Source organism: Amycolatopsis magusensis, from assembly GCF_017875555.1.
Lineage (GTDB): Bacteria > Actinomycetota > Actinomycetes > Mycobacteriales > Pseudonocardiaceae > Amycolatopsis > Amycolatopsis magusensis.
The window spans coordinates 4,499,899-4,514,510 of the sequence record NZ_JAGGMS010000001.1; the positions used below are offsets into that span (position 1 = coordinate 4,499,899).

General features: G+C 71.5%; 14 protein-coding genes. 3 read left to right on the forward strand and 11 right to left on the reverse strand.

Features of this window, described 5'->3' with window-relative positions:
- Window positions 1-202: 202 nt before the first annotated feature.
- Genes JOM49_RS20210 through JOM49_RS20225 form a run of 4 tightly spaced genes read right to left on the reverse strand, consistent with a single transcriptional unit; the run spans window position 203 to window position 5,133 of the window.
- Complete coding sequence (locus JOM49_RS20210) at window positions 203-790, reverse strand: TetR/AcrR family transcriptional regulator (protein ID WP_209665825.1); 588 nt, start codon at window positions 788-790, stop codon at window positions 203-205.
- A 41-nt stretch (window positions 791-831) separates the two neighbouring features.
- Entirely contained in the window at window positions 832-2,466 is a 1,635-nt protein-coding gene (locus tag JOM49_RS20215) for an amidohydrolase (protein ID WP_209665826.1), read from the reverse strand.
- A gap of 3 nt (window positions 2,467-2,469) precedes the next feature.
- Window positions 2,470-3,261 carry a molybdenum cofactor biosynthesis F family protein gene (locus tag JOM49_RS20220; RefSeq protein ID WP_209665827.1) on the reverse strand — a complete coding sequence of 264 codons (792 nt, stop codon included), beginning with the start codon at window positions 3,259-3,261 and terminating at the stop codon, window positions 2,470-2,472.
- A gap of 9 nt (window positions 3,262-3,270) precedes the next feature.
- Entirely contained in the window at window positions 3,271-5,133 is a 1,863-nt protein-coding gene (locus tag JOM49_RS20225; protein ID WP_209671403.1) for a primary-amine oxidase, read from the reverse strand.
- 114 nt (window positions 5,134-5,247) lie between these two features.
- Between JOM49_RS20225 and JOM49_RS20230 the strand changes: the two genes are divergently transcribed.
- Together JOM49_RS20230 and JOM49_RS20235 are read left to right on the forward strand one after the other, a co-directional pair.
- Window positions 5,248-5,955 (forward strand): SDR family NAD(P)-dependent oxidoreductase, encoded by a 708-nt coding sequence (locus JOM49_RS20230; protein WP_209665828.1) that lies wholly within the window; start codon window positions 5,248-5,250, stop codon window positions 5,953-5,955.
- A gap of 14 nt (window positions 5,956-5,969) precedes the next feature.
- Window positions 5,970-6,764 carry an SDR family NAD(P)-dependent oxidoreductase gene (locus JOM49_RS20235; RefSeq protein WP_209665829.1) on the forward strand — a complete coding sequence of 265 codons (795 nt, stop codon included), beginning with the start codon at window positions 5,970-5,972 and terminating at the stop codon, window positions 6,762-6,764.
- Between the two features lie 11 nt (window positions 6,765-6,775).
- On the opposite strand, the gene JOM49_RS20240 is transcribed toward JOM49_RS20235, so the two are convergent.
- Genes JOM49_RS20240 through JOM49_RS44070 form a run of 7 tightly spaced genes read right to left on the reverse strand, consistent with a single transcriptional unit; the run spans window position 6,776 to window position 13,390 of the window.
- A complete protein-coding gene (locus JOM49_RS20240; RefSeq protein ID WP_209665830.1) occupies window positions 6,776-7,471 on the reverse strand; it encodes an ABC transporter ATP-binding protein in 696 nt (231 codons plus the stop codon).
- Window positions 7,468-9,168 (reverse strand): branched-chain amino acid ABC transporter ATP-binding protein/permease, encoded by a 1,701-nt coding sequence (locus JOM49_RS20245; RefSeq protein ID WP_209665831.1) that lies wholly within the window; start codon window positions 9,166-9,168, stop codon window positions 7,468-7,470. The genes JOM49_RS20240 and JOM49_RS20245 overlap by 4 nt, the downstream gene beginning before the upstream one ends.
- Window positions 9,155-10,015 (reverse strand): branched-chain amino acid ABC transporter permease, encoded by an 861-nt coding sequence (locus tag JOM49_RS20250; RefSeq protein WP_209665832.1) that lies wholly within the window; start codon window positions 10,013-10,015, stop codon window positions 9,155-9,157. The genes JOM49_RS20245 and JOM49_RS20250 overlap by 14 nt, the downstream gene beginning before the upstream one ends.
- An 11-nt stretch (window positions 10,016-10,026) precedes the next feature.
- Window positions 10,027-11,208 carry an ABC transporter substrate-binding protein gene (locus JOM49_RS20255; protein WP_209665833.1) on the reverse strand — a complete coding sequence of 394 codons (1,182 nt, stop codon included), beginning with the start codon at window positions 11,206-11,208 and terminating at the stop codon, window positions 10,027-10,029.
- Window positions 11,205-11,597, reverse strand: a complete 393-nt coding sequence (locus JOM49_RS20260; protein WP_209665834.1) for a nuclear transport factor 2 family protein — start codon at window positions 11,595-11,597, stop codon at window positions 11,205-11,207. The genes JOM49_RS20255 and JOM49_RS20260 overlap by 4 nt, the downstream gene beginning before the upstream one ends.
- A 10-nt stretch (window positions 11,598-11,607) precedes the next feature.
- Window positions 11,608-12,372 carry a MoaF C-terminal domain-containing protein gene (locus tag JOM49_RS20265; protein WP_209665835.1) on the reverse strand — a complete coding sequence of 255 codons (765 nt, stop codon included), beginning with the start codon at window positions 12,370-12,372 and terminating at the stop codon, window positions 11,608-11,610.
- 40 nt (window positions 12,373-12,412) lie between these two features.
- Window positions 12,413-13,390, reverse strand: a complete 978-nt coding sequence (locus JOM49_RS44070) for an AraC-like ligand-binding domain-containing protein (RefSeq protein ID WP_209665836.1) — start codon at window positions 13,388-13,390, stop codon at window positions 12,413-12,415.
- A 228-nt stretch (window positions 13,391-13,618) separates the two neighbouring features.
- Here JOM49_RS44070 and JOM49_RS20275 point away from each other — a divergent pair, with 228 nt between their 5' ends.
- The gene (locus JOM49_RS20275) at window positions 13,619-14,602 is read left to right on the forward strand and encodes an Lrp/AsnC family transcriptional regulator (protein WP_209665837.1); all 984 of its coding nucleotides are present in this window, start codon (window positions 13,619-13,621) and stop codon (window positions 14,600-14,602) included.
- Window positions 14,603-14,612: the final 10 nt, after the last annotated feature.

Sequence of the window (14,612 nt, forward strand, 5' to 3'; positions counted from 1 at the left end):
CCGTGAAAGCCACATTCACGGCACCCCGCCGACCTCCGGGCCGAGTCCCACACTCAGGCAGCCGAACCTCACACTCCTGCAGCCGAACCTCGCACTCGGCGCACTCTCCCGGACACGAATGTGGCTTTGGGGGCCGAATCCGCCCCCAAAGCCACATTTGTGTCCCGGGGCAACTCGCCCGGCCCCCGCTCGCAGGGCAATGTCACGGCCGCGTCAGGCGGGTGAAGAAGGATTCCAGGTGCTGGTGTTGCAGCGCCACCGTGGAGAACTCGCCGCTGACCAGGCTCATCACGTTCGCCCCCGCGTTGAGCAGGACGATTTCGTCGACCAGTTGCTCGTCGGGGGTCTCGGTGACGATGTCCCCGTCTTCGCGCCCCTCGGTGAGGTACCGGTGCAGCAGTCCGCGCCACTCGCGCACGTGTTCCAGGTACTTGTCGTGCAGCTTCGGGTTCGTCAGCGAAAGTTGCCAGAAAGTCAGCAGCACGCGCCCGGCCGCGATGCGCTCGGCGTCGATCGGCATCGAGGAGAAGCACAGCTCCCGCAGCGCGACCAGCCCGCGCAGCTCGTCCAGTTCCACGTAAGCGCGCATCATGCCGAGCGCGCGTTCGTAGGTGGCTTCGATGATGTCTTCCTTGCTGGGGAAGTACAGCTTGAGCGCACCGTTGGCGAACCCGGCCGCCGCCGCGATCTCCCGCATGGTCGCGGCCTCGATCCCGCCCCGGGTGATCAGGTCCCAGGTGACGTCGACGATGTCACTGCGCCGCTGGTCGTGGTCGATGATCTTCGGCATCGGTTCACCTCCCGCACTGGTTCGTCTACCAGTGTAGGAGATCAGCCGCGGCGGAACACCCGGTGCCCGGCGAACCACGTCTCGGTCACCTCCGTCCGGGCCAGCTCGGCCGGCGAGGTCCGGAAGGGATCGCGGTCGAGCACCAGGAAGTCGGCCGACTTGCCAGGGGACAGCGAACCGGTGACGGCCCCGAGCCCCATCGCGCGGGCGCTGCCGAGGGTGAACACCTCGATCGCCTCGGGCAGCGAGATCGCCTGCTCCGGCCACAGCGCCCCGGGGTGCACCCCGGCCGGGTCCCGGCGGGTGACCAGGCCCTGGATGCCCTCCCAGGCGTTCGGCGATTCGCTGACCGGCCAGTCGGACCCACCCGCCACCAGCGCGCCGCTGTCCAGCAAGGACCGGTTGGGCTGCATGCGCGCCGCCCGGTCACCCGGCAGCACCGTCGCGATGGCGGACGGGATGACGCCCGGCACCCACAGGAACGGCGAGATGTCGGCGGAGACGTCCAGTGCGGCGAACCGCGGCACGTCGTCGGGATGCACGAACTGGCCGTGCGCCACCTGGAACCGCGCCTCGGTGTACCCCTCGGACCGCACCTTCTCGACCGCGTCCAGGGTGGCGCGCACGGAAGCGTCGCCGGTGCAGTGGACCTTGGCCGACAGCCCGGCCTCGGCCGCGGTCCGCAGCCAGCCTTCCAGCTCCTCGCCGGGCATCGTGGTCGCGCCGTGGTGGCAGCCGCCGTGCACCTCGTCCGGCAGGTACGGCTCCAGGAAGGCCGCCGTGCGGGTCGGCGGCACGCCGTCGAGGAAGATCTTCACGAAGTCGGGCCGGTGGTGCTCGGTGCGGTAGCGCCCGGCGACCTCCAGCAGCGGCGCGCCGATCGGGTCGAAACCGAAGATCGGGTCGTTGATCAGCAGCGAGGACACCACCCAGGCGTCCAGCTCACCGGCGTCGTCGAGCGACTTCAGCGCCCGCAGGATGTCCACCGAGACCCCGGCGTCCTGGAACGCGGTGACCCCGTACGAGTGCAGGACGCCGATCGCGTGGCGCGAAGCCGCCGCGTGCTGCTCTCCGGTGAGCTTCCTGGTCTCGCGCAACGCGTGCTCGACCAGCACCCCGGCGGCTTCGATCAGGACCCCGGTGGGTTCGCCGGTGGCCGGGTCGCGGACGATCTCCCCGCCCGCCGGATCCGGGGTCGCCGCGGTGATGCCGGACAGTTCCAGCGCCCGGCTGCTGACCCAGCGGTTGTGCCTGCTGTCGTCGGCCAGCGTGACCGGCCGCCCGCCCGCCGCCTCGTCGAGCGCGTGGCGCGCCGCGCGGTCCGAGAGCCGCGCGACCAGCGTGGCCGCCCACGCGCCGCCGATCACCCACTCGTCCGGCCCCAGCCCGGCCGCCCGCTCCCGGACCGCGGCCAGCAGCCGGTCGAAGTCCGCCTCCGTGCCCAGTTCGAGTTCGAAGAGCGCGGCCCGGCCGGCGAAGGCGTGGTGGGTGTGCACGTCGACCAGGCCGGGCAGGACGAACGCGCCGCCGAGGTCGAGCACCTCGGTCTTCGGCCCGCGCTCGACCTCCTCCAGCGAGAGCACCCGGCCGTCCTTGACCGCCAGCGCGGACGCCCACGGCCGCGTGGGGTCCACTGTGTACACCGTGGCGTTGGTGAGGATCAGGTCGGCGGCCAAGGCTCAGCTCCCGGCGGGGTCGAAGGTCTCGGGGTGCACGGTGGTGCTGAGCAGCCTGCCGTGCGCGCCGAAGGTGAAGTGGGTCGGCGTCCGGCCACTGGCGTCCAGGCCGAACAGCACCCCGTGCGAGCGCAGGCGCCGGGCGTCGCGGTGGTCGGCGACGGTCACCGAGGCGCACGGGATCACCTTCTCCCGCCAGGCGAACACGTAGATCCCCGGCCGCAGTTCGTAGACCGAGTTCTCGTCGGTGTCGGCGAGCCCCTTCTCCGGACCGGCCAGGCACTGCCAGGTGTACCAGTGCGGGCTGAGGTAGACGTGCTCGTAGGCGTGGGCCGTGCTGTACACCCACAGCACGCGCCGCCCGATCAGCGAGGTGCTCGGCGCGAGCGGTTCGCCGTGGGGCTCGAAGCCGTCGATCGTGGCGGCCAGGAAGGTCTGCGTGACCCGCGGCGAGGTGTCGCCGATCCGGCTGAGCACCAGCAGTGCCCGGCCCCGCCGCAGGTCGAGCAGCAGCGTGAAGGCCTCCTCCGGGCGGGCGCTGGGATGGAACTGGATGTAGTACAGCTCGTCGTCGACCAGGAAGGTTTCGCAGCGGTCGGTGCCGGAGCCGTGGTAGCCCCACTCGACGCGGGTACCGGTGAACGCCGCGGTGAAGGCGGTGCCGTCGGCGCAGGTCAGCTCGAAGGAGCGGCCGTGCAGGTCACCGACGGTCGGCGCCTTGTTCGCGTCGAACCCGCGGGCCAGGCTGTCCAGCGGGAGCCAGGTGGAGGTGTCGGACAGGGTCAGTTCGGTCATCGGCTGGTCCTAGGGTCGGCAGTGGCCGGCGGTGCCGGAGGGCAGGTCGAGCGCGGGGTTGCGGTCGCAGAAGCCGTAGGGGCGCAGGGTGAACCCCGAGTAGTCGACCGGCATCACCGGCCAGTCCTCGGGTCGCGGGATGTGGGTCGGGCCGAACACGTGCCACAGCACCAGATCGGTGTCGACCAGGTCGCGGTTCGCGGCGGTCCACGCGGGCAGCCCGGCGCCACCGGGGTGCGCGTTCGGCCGGTCACCGGCGGGGAAGCGCTCGTCGGCGCGGTACGGCGTGGCCCACAGGTGACGCGTGGCGAAGGTCGCTCGCTGGTGGACGGTCGATTCCGGTTGCGCCATCAGGGTCGCCGACGGTTTCGGCACGAGCTGGTAGGCCGTGGGCGCGCCGAGCCGGTTGGTCCGGTCCGCGCTGCGGATCTCCCACACGCGCGCCTTGGCCGGGTCCGCGTGCCGCTGGGCTTCCTGTTCGGTGCGCAGCGGTGTTTCCCGCCAGGTGAAGGCGTTGCCGTGCGGGTTCTGCTCGCCGGTCGGCACGCCTTCCACGTCGATTTCGTACAGCGAGTTGCGGTCACCGTCGATGGCCACGTCCAGCCGGGCGCAGAACAGGTGCTGGTGCACCGGCGCGAACAAACCGGGGGCGATTTCGTTGGCGTGCCGGTGTGCCGAGCCGGGGTGCCCGGCGCCGGCGAACACGATGCCGGTGGCCTTCGCCTCGAGTTCGACGGTCCCGTCGAGGTAGAGGTACCAGAAGAAGCCGTAGTCGTAGTTGCCGATGGTGGAGATGGACGAGATGACCAGCCGCCGCGAGCGCCGCACTTCGGCGTTGCCGTCGAGATCGGTGTGCTTCCAGAGGATCCCGTAGTCCTCTTCGTGCAGGCAGATTGCCCGCGGGATCTCGACCGGGTGGCCGTGGTCGTCGGCGACGAAGGCCGGGAAGTAGTGGATGACGCCGAGGCAGTCGCAGCCGAGCCGCAGGTCGTTGCCGTTCTTGCCGAGCAGGTACTCGCCGGCGTCGAAGTAGCTGATCCAGAACCGGCCGGGCGCGGTGTCGCCGTAGGGGACCACCATCTCCGGCATCGACGCCCGGTAGAGCACCGACCGGTCCTGGAAGCTCACCTGGTGCAGCGTCAAGCCTTCGCGGGCGTTGAAGCCGACGCGCAGCCGCCAGCCCTCCCAGGTGACCTCGCTGCCGTCGACGGTGAAGCTGGGGCCGTCCGGCTGGGTGATCTCGATCGGCTTGAGCGTGGTGCGCGGCGGCACATTCCCGTATCGGCCGTGCTCCGGTGGGACCGGGACGTCGCCCTCGTCCTCCACTCGCAGCACCCGGCGCCCGGTCAGATCGATGTGCACGATCAACCCCTCGACCGGATGCGCCCACGGGCTGTCGTTCTCGTCCTCGCGCAGGAAGGTCAGCGAGCGGATCACGCGGCCGGATTCGTCGGGCCTGCCGAAGTAGCCGGGGGCCAGTGGAGCGCAGAACGCGTGCTCGACGCGATCGGCGAGCCCGCGCCGGGTCATCGCCGCCTGCCACTCGGGCGAGGCCTTGGTGATCTCCGCGGCGAGGTCGTACTCCTCGAAGAGGTAGGCGGGCTGGCCTTCACCGCAGTCCTCACAGGACAGCAGCTCGCGCTTGGTCACCGAGACCACCGCGTCCCTGGCGTGCCCGGTGGCGGTGTCCAGCAGGGTGTACTGGATGCGCCGGTCGGCCACCAGCGCGGCGACGCTCGCCTTGTCCGGCTCGACCGGCAGCACCTGCGGGACGCGGGTGGTCGCGGTGAGCAGGCCTTCGGCGACCAGGATCGCGCGGCCCGCGGCCAGTTCCCCGGCGGACAGCGGGTCGAGTGGGTGCATGCTCCGCAGTCTCGGCGGCGACGCGGTCCGGTGGAACGCCCGGCCGGCCGGCGTGCGGCAGCGGACAAGAAGGGTGCGCTGACGGCCAACCCCGCGTGCCGCGCGGGCCCGCAGGATGACGCCATGCGACTGGATCTCGAGGGCAAGGCGGTGCTGGTGACCGGCGCGGCCTCGGGCATCGGGCTGGCCTGCGCGCGGGCGTTCCTGGCCGAAGGTGCCCGGGTCGGCGTGCTCGACCGGTCGCCCGTGCCCGGCTTCTTCGCCGTGCGGGCCGACGTCACCGATGAGGCGGAAGTGGCCGCGGCCGTCGACGCCGTGGCCCGCGAATTCGGCGGACTGGACGTGGTGGTCGGCTGCGCCGGGATCTCCGGTCCGGTCGGCGCACCCCTCGCGGAGGTCACGGCCGCCGACTTCGCCGCGTTGCTCGCGGTCAACGTCACCGGGCAGTTCCTCGTGGTCAAGCACGCGGCACCCCGGCTGACCGCGGCACAGGGCTCGGTGGTGCTCCTGGCCAGCGACTCCGCCTTCACCAGCGCGCCCGGCATGGTGCCCTACTGCGCGTCGAAGGGGGCCGTGGTCGCGTTGACCAGGGCGCTTTCGGTCGAACTGCCCGGCGTGCGGGTGAACTGCGTGTGCCCGTCGGTGGTGGACACCCCGATGGCGCGCGCCGATCTCGGCGCGGTGCTCGACGAGCCCGCGTTCCCGGTGCAGGCGGCCGAAGACGTCGCCTGCCAGGTGCTGTACCTGACCTCCGCGCGGTCGCGGACGGTCGACGGCCAGGCCCTGCTCGCCGATTTCGGCGTCTCGGCCCGGTCCGGTTTTCCCGCCTAGGAAGGACTTTCGAAGTGAGCAACAGGGTTGTCGCGATCACGGGTGGCGGTACGGGGATCGGCGCGGCGGTGGCCCGCCGGTACGCCGGCGAGGGCGCGCGGGTGGTGGTGCTCGGCCGGCGGCGTGAACCGCTGGAGAAGGTCGCCGCCGAAACCGGCGCGCACGTGCTCACCTGTGACGCCAGTGAGCGGGAGGCCGCCGAGCAGGCCGTGGCGGAGATCGTCGGGCGGTACGGGCGGCTGGACGTGGTGGTCGCGAACGCGGGCGGGCACGGGCTGTCCTCGGTCACCGACACCGGCGACGAGGAATGGGAACTGGCGCTGCGGTCGAACCTGTCCAGCGCGTTCGTGTTCTGCCGGGCCACGCTGCCGTCGCTGGTGGAGAGCGGGGGACAGGTGGTGATCGTGTCCTCGCTGGCGGGGTTGTTCGCCGGGCCGAACGTGGCCGGGTACACCGTCGCCAAGCACGCGCTGATCGGGCTGACCCGGTCGATCGCCAGGGACTACGGGCCGAAGGGCGTGCGTGCGAACGCGGTCTGCCCCGGCTGGGTGCGCACCCCGATGGCGGACGGCGAAATGGACCAGTTCGCCGCGGCGGCGGGCTTCACCGGCGGCCACGACGAGGGCTACCGCCGCGTCACCGCCGAGGTCCCCCTGCGCCGCCCGGCCGAACCGGAGGAGATCGCCTCGATCGTGCGCTTCCTCGGTTCGGCCGAGTCGTCCTACATCACCGGTGCGGTACTGGTCGCCGATGGGGGCGCGCACGCGGTGGACCTGCCGACGCTGGCCTTCGAACGCGCCGGCATGTGACACCGGCGAGATCAGGCGCCGCCCAGGTAGGCGGTGTGCAGGGTGCCGGGGGAGGCGAGGAGGGTGGCCGCGTCACCGGAGTAGGTGACGCGGCCCGAGGACACCACGAGCGCGTCGCGGGCCACGCCGAGTGCGAGGTGCGTGAACTGCTCGACCAGCAGGATCGCCGCGCCCTCCTCGGCGAACCGGGTGACCATCGGCAGCAGCCGGGTGAACACCACCGGCGCCAGGCCGAGCGACATCTCGTCGATCAGCAGGAACGCCGGGCGGGCCGCGAACGCGCGGGCCAGCACCACCATCTGCTGCTCGCCCCCGCTGAGCAACGCGGCGGGTGAGTCGCGGCGCTTGGCCAGTTCGGGAAACGCCTCGAACAGCTCGTCGGCCCTGGCGCGGGTGCGGGCGGTCAGCATCAGGTTCTCCAGCACGGTCAGCCCCGGGAACACCGCCCGCCCCTGCTCGATGTGCGCCAGCCCCCGCCGGGCGCGGGCCACCCTGGACTGCTTGGTGATCTCGGTCGTTCCGATGTGGACGGTCCCGGCGGCGGCCGGGACCACGCCCGAGATGGCCTCCAGCAGGCTGGTCTTCCCCGCGCCGTTGGGCCCGACGAGCGCGGTGATCCGGCCCGGCTCCAGGGTGAAGCCGACGTCGGAGATCACCGGGCCCGCGCCCCGCGTGACCGTCAGTCCCGTTACCCGCAAAGCGTTCACAACAGCTCCGTTTCACCCATGTACGCCTTGAGCACCGCCGGATCGGCCAGCACCCCGGCCTGCGGGCCCGCGGCCAGCACCCGGCCGAAGTCGAGCACGGTGACCGTGTCGCAGACCGAGCGCACCAGGTCGAGGTCGTGCTCGATGAGCAGGACCGACACGCCGAAGCGCGCGGGCACCTGCCGCAGCCGTTCCCCGAACGCGACGTGCTCGGAGTGCGGCAGCCCGGCGGCCGGTTCGTCCAGCAGCAGGACCCGCGGCCGGGCCAGCAGGTGCCCGACCACCTCGACCAGCCTGCGGGCACCCACGTCCACTTGGGACAGTGGGATGCGCGCGGCCGGGCAGCCGAAGAAGTCCAGCGCCTCGGCGATCTCGGCGGTGCTCACCCGGCGCCGGGCGACGAACCGCAGGTACGCCTCCACGGTCAGCCCCGGTGGCACGCGGTCCTGCTGGAAGGTCCGGCGCAGGCCCGAGCGCGCCCGTTTCGCGGGCGACCCCGTCAGCGGCCTGCCGTCCAGTTCGACGCGGCCTTCGGCGTTCGGCAGGAAGCCGGTGATGGCGTCGACCAGGGTGGACTTGCCCGCGCCGTTCGGCCCGATCACGCCGAGGACCCCGTGTTCGGGCACCTCGATGTCCACAGAGGACAACGCGACCACCTCGCCGAAGCGGACGCTCAGCCCGCGCACCACGAGCACCGGTGCACCAGGGGTGACCGGCTCGGCCGAGGTGGTGCCCGCGGCCAGGGCCAGGGTCGCCGGTTCGCGGGAGCGCCGGTACCAGAGCTGCCGCACCGCCGTGCCCAGGTTGCCGCCGCTGGTCAGCGCCTGGATGCCGAGCAGCCCGAACACCACGAACCCCCAGTCCTGCGGCACACCCCAGCGCTTGAGCAGCTCCGGCACGCCGACCCACAGCACCGCGCCGAGCACCGCCATGTCGATCAGGTGCGCGCCGGACATGATCGCCAGCACGTACAGCGCCAGCGACTGGATCGCGGTGAAGCTGGCCGGGAACGCCAGCCCGACCTGGCCGGTGAGCAGGCCGCCGCTGATGCCGCCGAGGGTGGCGCTCACCGCGAACGCGGTCAGCTTCGAGGTGCGCACGCTCGCCCCGGCCGCCGCGGTGCCGCGTTCGGAGAAGGCCACCGCCTGCCACCCGCTGCCCCAGCGGCCGCGGCGCAGGTAGTGCACCGCCAGGCAGCAGAGCACCAGGACCACCACGGCAAGCAAGAAATACGAACGGTCGTCCGTAAAGGCGTCCGGGCGCTCCACGGACAGGCCGTCCGCGACGCCGGGGAACTGCAGTTGCACCAGCGTCAGGTCCGCCGCGGCGGCCAGGCCGAGGGTGACCACGGCCAGGTTGATGCCCCGCAGCCGCAACGCCGGGAGCCCGACCAGCACGCCGACGAGTCCGGCGGCGATCCCGCCGAGCAGCAGCCACACCAGGAACCCGCCGGGCGCCTCCGCGGCGTTCAGCGCCGAGACCACCCAGGCGCCCACGGCCCCGAAAGTCAGCTGGCACAACGAGATCATGCCCGCGCTGCCGGTGACCACCCCGAGCCCCAGCAACGAGATCCCGGCGACGATCGCGCTCATCCCGAGGTAGACGAAGTAGCCGTCCAGCCCGATGCTCAGCGCGTACCCGGCGGCGATCGCCACCACGGCCACCGCGAACGGCAGCGAACGGTCAACGAGCCGCATCCCACACCTCCTTGCGCTGCGACCACAGCAGCAGCGCGACGATCACGCCGAACGGCAGGAAATAACGCACCACGGACAGCCCGTCGACCTGCGCGGCCGCGCCCTGGATCAGGCCCAGCACCAGCCCACCGGCGACCGCGAGGTCCAGGCGGCGGAACCCGCCGAGCAGCGCGGCCGCGGCGGCGGGCACCACCAGCATCGCCAGCGAGGTCGCGTCGTTGGACTGCGACGGCGCCACGATCGAGATCACCAGCGTGCTGATCACCCCGGTGACCGCCCACACCGCCACGCTCAGCCGTTTCGCCGGGATGCCCAGTAGTTCGGCGGTGGTCGGGCGCTCGGACAGCGCCCGCAGCTCCACCCCGGCCGAGGTCCGGGTCAGCACCAGCCTGCTGGCCAGCGCGACCAGGACGGCCAGCACCACGGTGACCACGGTGACCTGGCTGATCACCACCCCGCCCGCGGTGAACGCGGGCCCGTCGAGGATCGGGTGGAACGGCTGCGGCTTGTTGCCGAACAGGATGAACGACAACGAGATCAGCAGGAGCAGCACCGCCACGGTGACCGCCGACCGGGTGCCGGTGTCGGCCTCGGCGAGCCAGGTGGAGACGATCCAGCCGAGCAGCGCGCTGAGCGACCCGCCGAGCAGGATGCCCGCGACCGTGGCCAGCCAGGTCGGCAGTCCGAACTGGACGGACAGGAACACCGCCACGTAGCAGCCGAACATGCCGGTCGCCGACTGGGCGAAGTTCACCACCCGCACCAGGCGCGACATCAGCGTCAGGCAGACCGCCAGCACCGCGTACAGCCCGCCGGCGGCCAGGCCGGCCAGCGCTCCCTGCAGCATGTGTGCTCCTCCTAGTTGCGCGCGGGGATGCGCAGCCAGTCTTCGGCCGCCAGTTCCCAGCGGTTGGTGCCGGAGGCGAGCTTGATCGGCCAGCCCGCGGTGTTGGCGTGGTGGGTGTCGCCGGGGCCGAACACGTACGGCGTGCCGACCATCGGGTCGCTGATCGGCTGCATCTCCCGCAGCGCCCTGGTCACCGATTCGCGGGTGACCTCGCCGGTGATGCCCCGGAGCACGTCGAGGAAGTACTTCGCGGCCAGGTAACCGCCCTGGCTGAACGAGGTCAGCGGGATGCCGTTCCTGGTCATCAGCTCGCGCCACTCCCGGTTCTGCGAGCTGCCCGCGTCGGTGAACGGGTAGAACTCGGCGGGCACGTACACCCCGGCACCGGCGTTCGAGATGGCCTTGGCGTAGTTCTCGCTGTAGACGCTGGTCAGCAGCAGCCAGGTGACGTCGGTCCACCCCTGCGCCTGCGCGGCCTTGAGCTGCCCGATCGAATCCGGCTCCACTGGGTTGACGGTGATCGCCTTGCACCCGGCGTTGCGGGCCTTGACGATGTAGGAGGTGTAGTCGGACCCGCCGTAGGGCACGGTCGAGTCGAGGTACTTGAGCTTCTTGCCGGTGATCGCCGACCACTCGTCGATGGCTGCCTGGTAGGACGGCAGCGTGTTGCCCGCGATCTCCAGCAGCGCGCAGATGTCGGTGAGCCCCAGCACTTCCGAGCCGTAGAGCAGGCTCAGCGTCATGTCGTGGAACGGCCCGACGTTGACCGGGCCGATGTTGGGGCTGGTGAAGCACGCCGGGTCCACGCCGATGCCCGGCACGGACAGGATCTTCTGCTGCTCGTAGTACTCGGTGTTGATCTCGCATTCGATCAGGCTGGACGAGCCGACCAGCGCCACCGCTTCGTCGCCGTCGACGATCTCGCGTGCCGCCGCGGCGGCCGCCGCCGGATCGCCCTTGTCGTCGAGCGCCTTGTACTCGATCTGCCTGCCGTTCACGCCACCACTGGCGTTGGCCGCGTCGAAAACCGCCTTCGCCGCCTGGGAAGCCTCGGGGAAGGTGGCCGCACCGCTGAGCGCGTTAACCGAGCCGACCACGATCGGGCCGCCCGAACCGCTTTCCGCCCCGGCGCAGCCCGCCGCCGTCAGCACCACCCCGGCCAGGAGCGCGCCCAGGCGCCGCCCGGTGTTCACCGGTCCTCCGCCGCGCGCGCCACGGGTGCGGAGTCGACGATCTGCTCGAAGGCGGCGAGCTTGCCGCCGTCGAACTTCCACACGTGGGCGACGCGTGCGGTGAACGAGCGCCCGGTCCGGCGGTGCTTTCCCCGGTACGAGCCCAGTCCGATGACCGCGTCGCCCGCGTCGAGCAGTTCTTCGAGGGTGAAGGTGTAGCCCTCCCAGTCCCGCGCGATGGCGTCGAAGACGTGTTCCCGGACCTCCTCGGGACCGACGTACGTGCCGGCGTAGGGGAAGCCGGCCGCCTCGGTCCAGGTGGTCTCCTGGCCGAGCGGCGCCAGCATGCCGGCCAGGTCACCACGATCGCTCGCGTCGTAGTGCGCGGCGATGATGTCTACATTGGACATGGAGTCTCCTTCAGACCGGTTGCGCGTCGGGGTAGGCGACCGCGCCGAGTGGGTAGATGTGCCCGCCCGCGCGGGAGTGCTCGGACCGCCCGTCGCCGGTGAGCCCGAGGAAGACGCCGGTGGTGCGCAGGGCGTAGCCGAGGTCGTGCAACCACACGCTGGCCACGGCGATGCGGAACTCGCGGAAGCAGAACAGGTAGAGCCCGTCCTGGAACTTCCACACCGTCGACAGGTCCATGTCGCCGTGGCCGCGCTGCACGCCTTCGAGGCACTGCCAGGCGTAGCGCTGCGAGGACATGTACACGTGCTCGTAGAGGTGTTCCGGGCTGTACCGGTAGAGATTGCGCTTGCCGATGAGGTCGCGTGACGGCCCGGGTTCCTCGCCGGTCGGCGTGCCCGCGTCGGTGGTGCCCGCCCAGAACGTCTGGGAGACCCGGGGAACGCCTTCGACGTCCTCGGCGCCGATGACCGAACGCACGGCCAGCGCGCGGTGCGTGGTCGTCGAGAAGACGACGGTGAGCGCCTCACCCTCCACACTGGAATGGGGCAGGTTCACGAAGAAGACGTCGTCGCGCACGGCGACCGCGTCGTACGGGTCCGGAACCCCGTTGCAGGTGACGGTTCCCGCGTCGTCGAAGCGCAACGCGAGCGCGGTGCCGTCGTCGAGGGTGACGGTCAGTTCGCGGCCCGACAGGTCCGCGGCCGGCAGGCGGTAGGTGGCTATGCCTGCGGCGAACTCGTCATAGGTACGCCATTGTTCCTCTGGTTCGGGCATGCGGTCATCGTCGGGGCGCCCGCCCGGTGGGGGCCAGCGGTCACGCGCTGGGCGGCAAGAACCGATCGCTCACGGTCAACCCGCGGCGCAGCTCGCTCGGCGAGCGGCCGAACTCGGTCTTGAACACCCGGCTGAAGTGCGGGGCGTCGACGAAGCCCCACTTCGCCGCGATGGCCGCCACCGGGCGCGTGGCGTGCACCGGGTCGAGCAGTTCGCGGCGGCAGTGCTCCAGGCGCCGGGTGCGGATCCAGCCGGAGACCGTGGTGCCCTGCTCGTGGAACAACCCGTGCAGGTGCCGGGTGGAGATGTAGTGCTCGGCGGCGATCTGCGCCGGGCCGAGGTCGGTGGACGACAGGTTCGCGTCGATGTAGGCGAGCACCCGGCGCATCAGCTCGTGGCGCGGGCCCGCGGTGGCCCGCGCCAGATCGAGTTCGGTGGCGAAGAGAGTGGCGAGCAGGTCCACCGCGGTGTGCGCGAGCCGGACGCCCGCCGGGCCGCCGAGCTGGTCGAGGTTGGTGCCGAGCTGGGCGAGGAACGGCACCACCACGTTGCCCATGCCGCGCTTGCCGGACATGCGGACCGCGGTGAGCTGGCCGACCAGGTCGCGGGGCAGGTCGATCAGCCGCTGCGGGAACATCACCACCAGCGTGCGGAAGTCCTCCTCGAACACCAGCGAGTACGGGCGGTGCGTGTCGTAGAGCGCCACGTCACCGGGGCGGAGCACGGCCTGGCGGTCGTCCTGCACCAGCAGCCCGGTCCCGGACAGGATCAGGCTCAGCTTGTAGTAGTGCCGGTCGGCCCTGGCGATCAGCTCGGGCGTGCGCTCGACCACGTGCGCGGAGGCGGTCACCTCGGACAGCTGGATCTCGTCGGCGCCGCAGGAGCGGATGCGGCCGCGGAAGTGGTCGCGGTGGTCGCTGGTCACCTGCAACGGGACGAACGACTGCGACACCACCGTGCGGAAGTCGGTGAAGTCGCGCGCGAGGAGCGTGGTGGTCGGGTCGGCGGCAGTGGTCACGGCGTCACCTCACAGCATCGGGAGGACCGGAATTTCATATACGATAAGCGATACGATGGCCCCCGGCAATGCTCCGGCGAACTATCTCGAGATCGTGCTGACGGGATCCGTCGCCGGTGTTTTCCGGCGACCTGACCGTGCTCGACGGTGATAAACCGCAGTTCAACCGGGTGGCGTGCAGGATTCCCGCGTTGACGGACCCCAGGCCGCTATCTAGCGTCTGCCCGCATGGTGATCGACGAACTGGACCGGCGCATCGTCGGCGCGCTCCAGCTCAACGGCCGGGCGCCGTGGAGTGCGATCGCGCGCTGGGCCGGGGCGAGTGAGACGACCGTGCAGCGCCGGTTCACCGCGCTGCACGAGCGCGGGCTGGTGCACGTGGTCGGCGTGGTCGACCTCGACCGCACCGCCGCGGGGTCCTCGATGCTGGTGCGGGTGCAGGCCCAGCCGGGCAAGGGCTGGGAGCTGGCCGAGCAGCTGGCCGCCCGGCCGGAGGCGCGGTTCCTGGCCGTGGTCACCGGCACCGCCGACCTGATCGTCGACTTCGTCGCGCACGACAACGACGAACTGCTGCGCCTGCTGTTCACCGACCTCCCCGGCGCCGAACTGATCGCCGGGACGGACAGCGTGGCGGTCATCCGCACCTTCACCACCGCGCCCCTGTGGGACACCGGCCTGCTGCCGCCGGAAGCCGCCGAGGACCTGCGCCCGGCACACCAGCCGCCGTACGAGCGGGCGGACTGGGGTGCGCCGCCGCGGCCGCCGAGCGAGCTGGAACGCGCGGTCGCCGAGGAACTCGCGGCCGACGGCAGGCTGCCGATCAGCACCATCGCGCGGCGGCTGTCCCGCAGCGAGTCCAGTGTGGCCAGAGCGCTGGACCGGCTGCTGGCCACCGGCAGCCTGCAGTTCCGCACCCTGGTCGAGCCGGCGCTGCTCGGGTACGACGTGGAGTTCATGCTCTGGCTGTCGATCCACCCCGGCAAGCTCAACGAGGCCGGGCGCTGCCTGGCCCGGCACCCGGGCACCAAGTTCCTGGCCGCCTCCACCGGGCGGTTCAACCTGGTCGGCCAGATGGTGCTGCCCGGCACCGCCGACCTGTTCCGCTACACCGACGAGGTGATCGGCAGGCTGCCCGGCCTGACCGCCTCCGACGTCACCCTCCACCTGGCCACGCTGAAGCGCGCGTGGACCAGGGTCGACCGTTTCCGCTGACCTTCCTGGA

What these genes read in the sequence shown, in the direction of transcription:
- JOM49_RS20210 (WP_209665825.1), bottom strand. Translation starts at nt 790, where the DNA reads ATGCCGAAGATCATCGACCACGACCAGCGGCGCAGTGACATCGTCGAC.
- JOM49_RS20220 (WP_209665827.1), bottom strand. Translation starts at nt 3,261, where the DNA reads ATGACCGAACTGACCCTGTCCGACACCTCCACCTGGCTCCCGCTGGAC.
- JOM49_RS20230 (WP_209665828.1), top strand. Translation starts at nt 5,248, where the DNA reads ATGCGACTGGATCTCGAGGGCAAGGCGGTGCTGGTGACCGGCGCGGCC.
- JOM49_RS20245 (WP_209665831.1), bottom strand. Translation starts at nt 9,168, where the DNA reads ATGCGGCTCGTTGACCGTTCGCTGCCGTTCGCGGTGGCCGTGGTGGCG.
- JOM49_RS20250 (WP_209665832.1), bottom strand. Translation starts at nt 10,015, where the DNA reads ATGCTGCAGGGAGCGCTGGCCGGCCTGGCCGCCGGCGGGCTGTACGCG.
- JOM49_RS20260 (WP_209665834.1), bottom strand. Translation starts at nt 11,597, where the DNA reads ATGTCCAATGTAGACATCATCGCCGCGCACTACGACGCGAGCGATCGT.
- JOM49_RS20265 (WP_209665835.1), bottom strand. Translation starts at nt 12,372, where the DNA reads ATGCCCGAACCAGAGGAACAATGGCGTACCTATGACGAGTTCGCCGCA.
- JOM49_RS20275 (WP_209665837.1), top strand. Translation starts at nt 13,619, where the DNA reads ATGGTGATCGACGAACTGGACCGGCGCATCGTCGGCGCGCTCCAGCTC.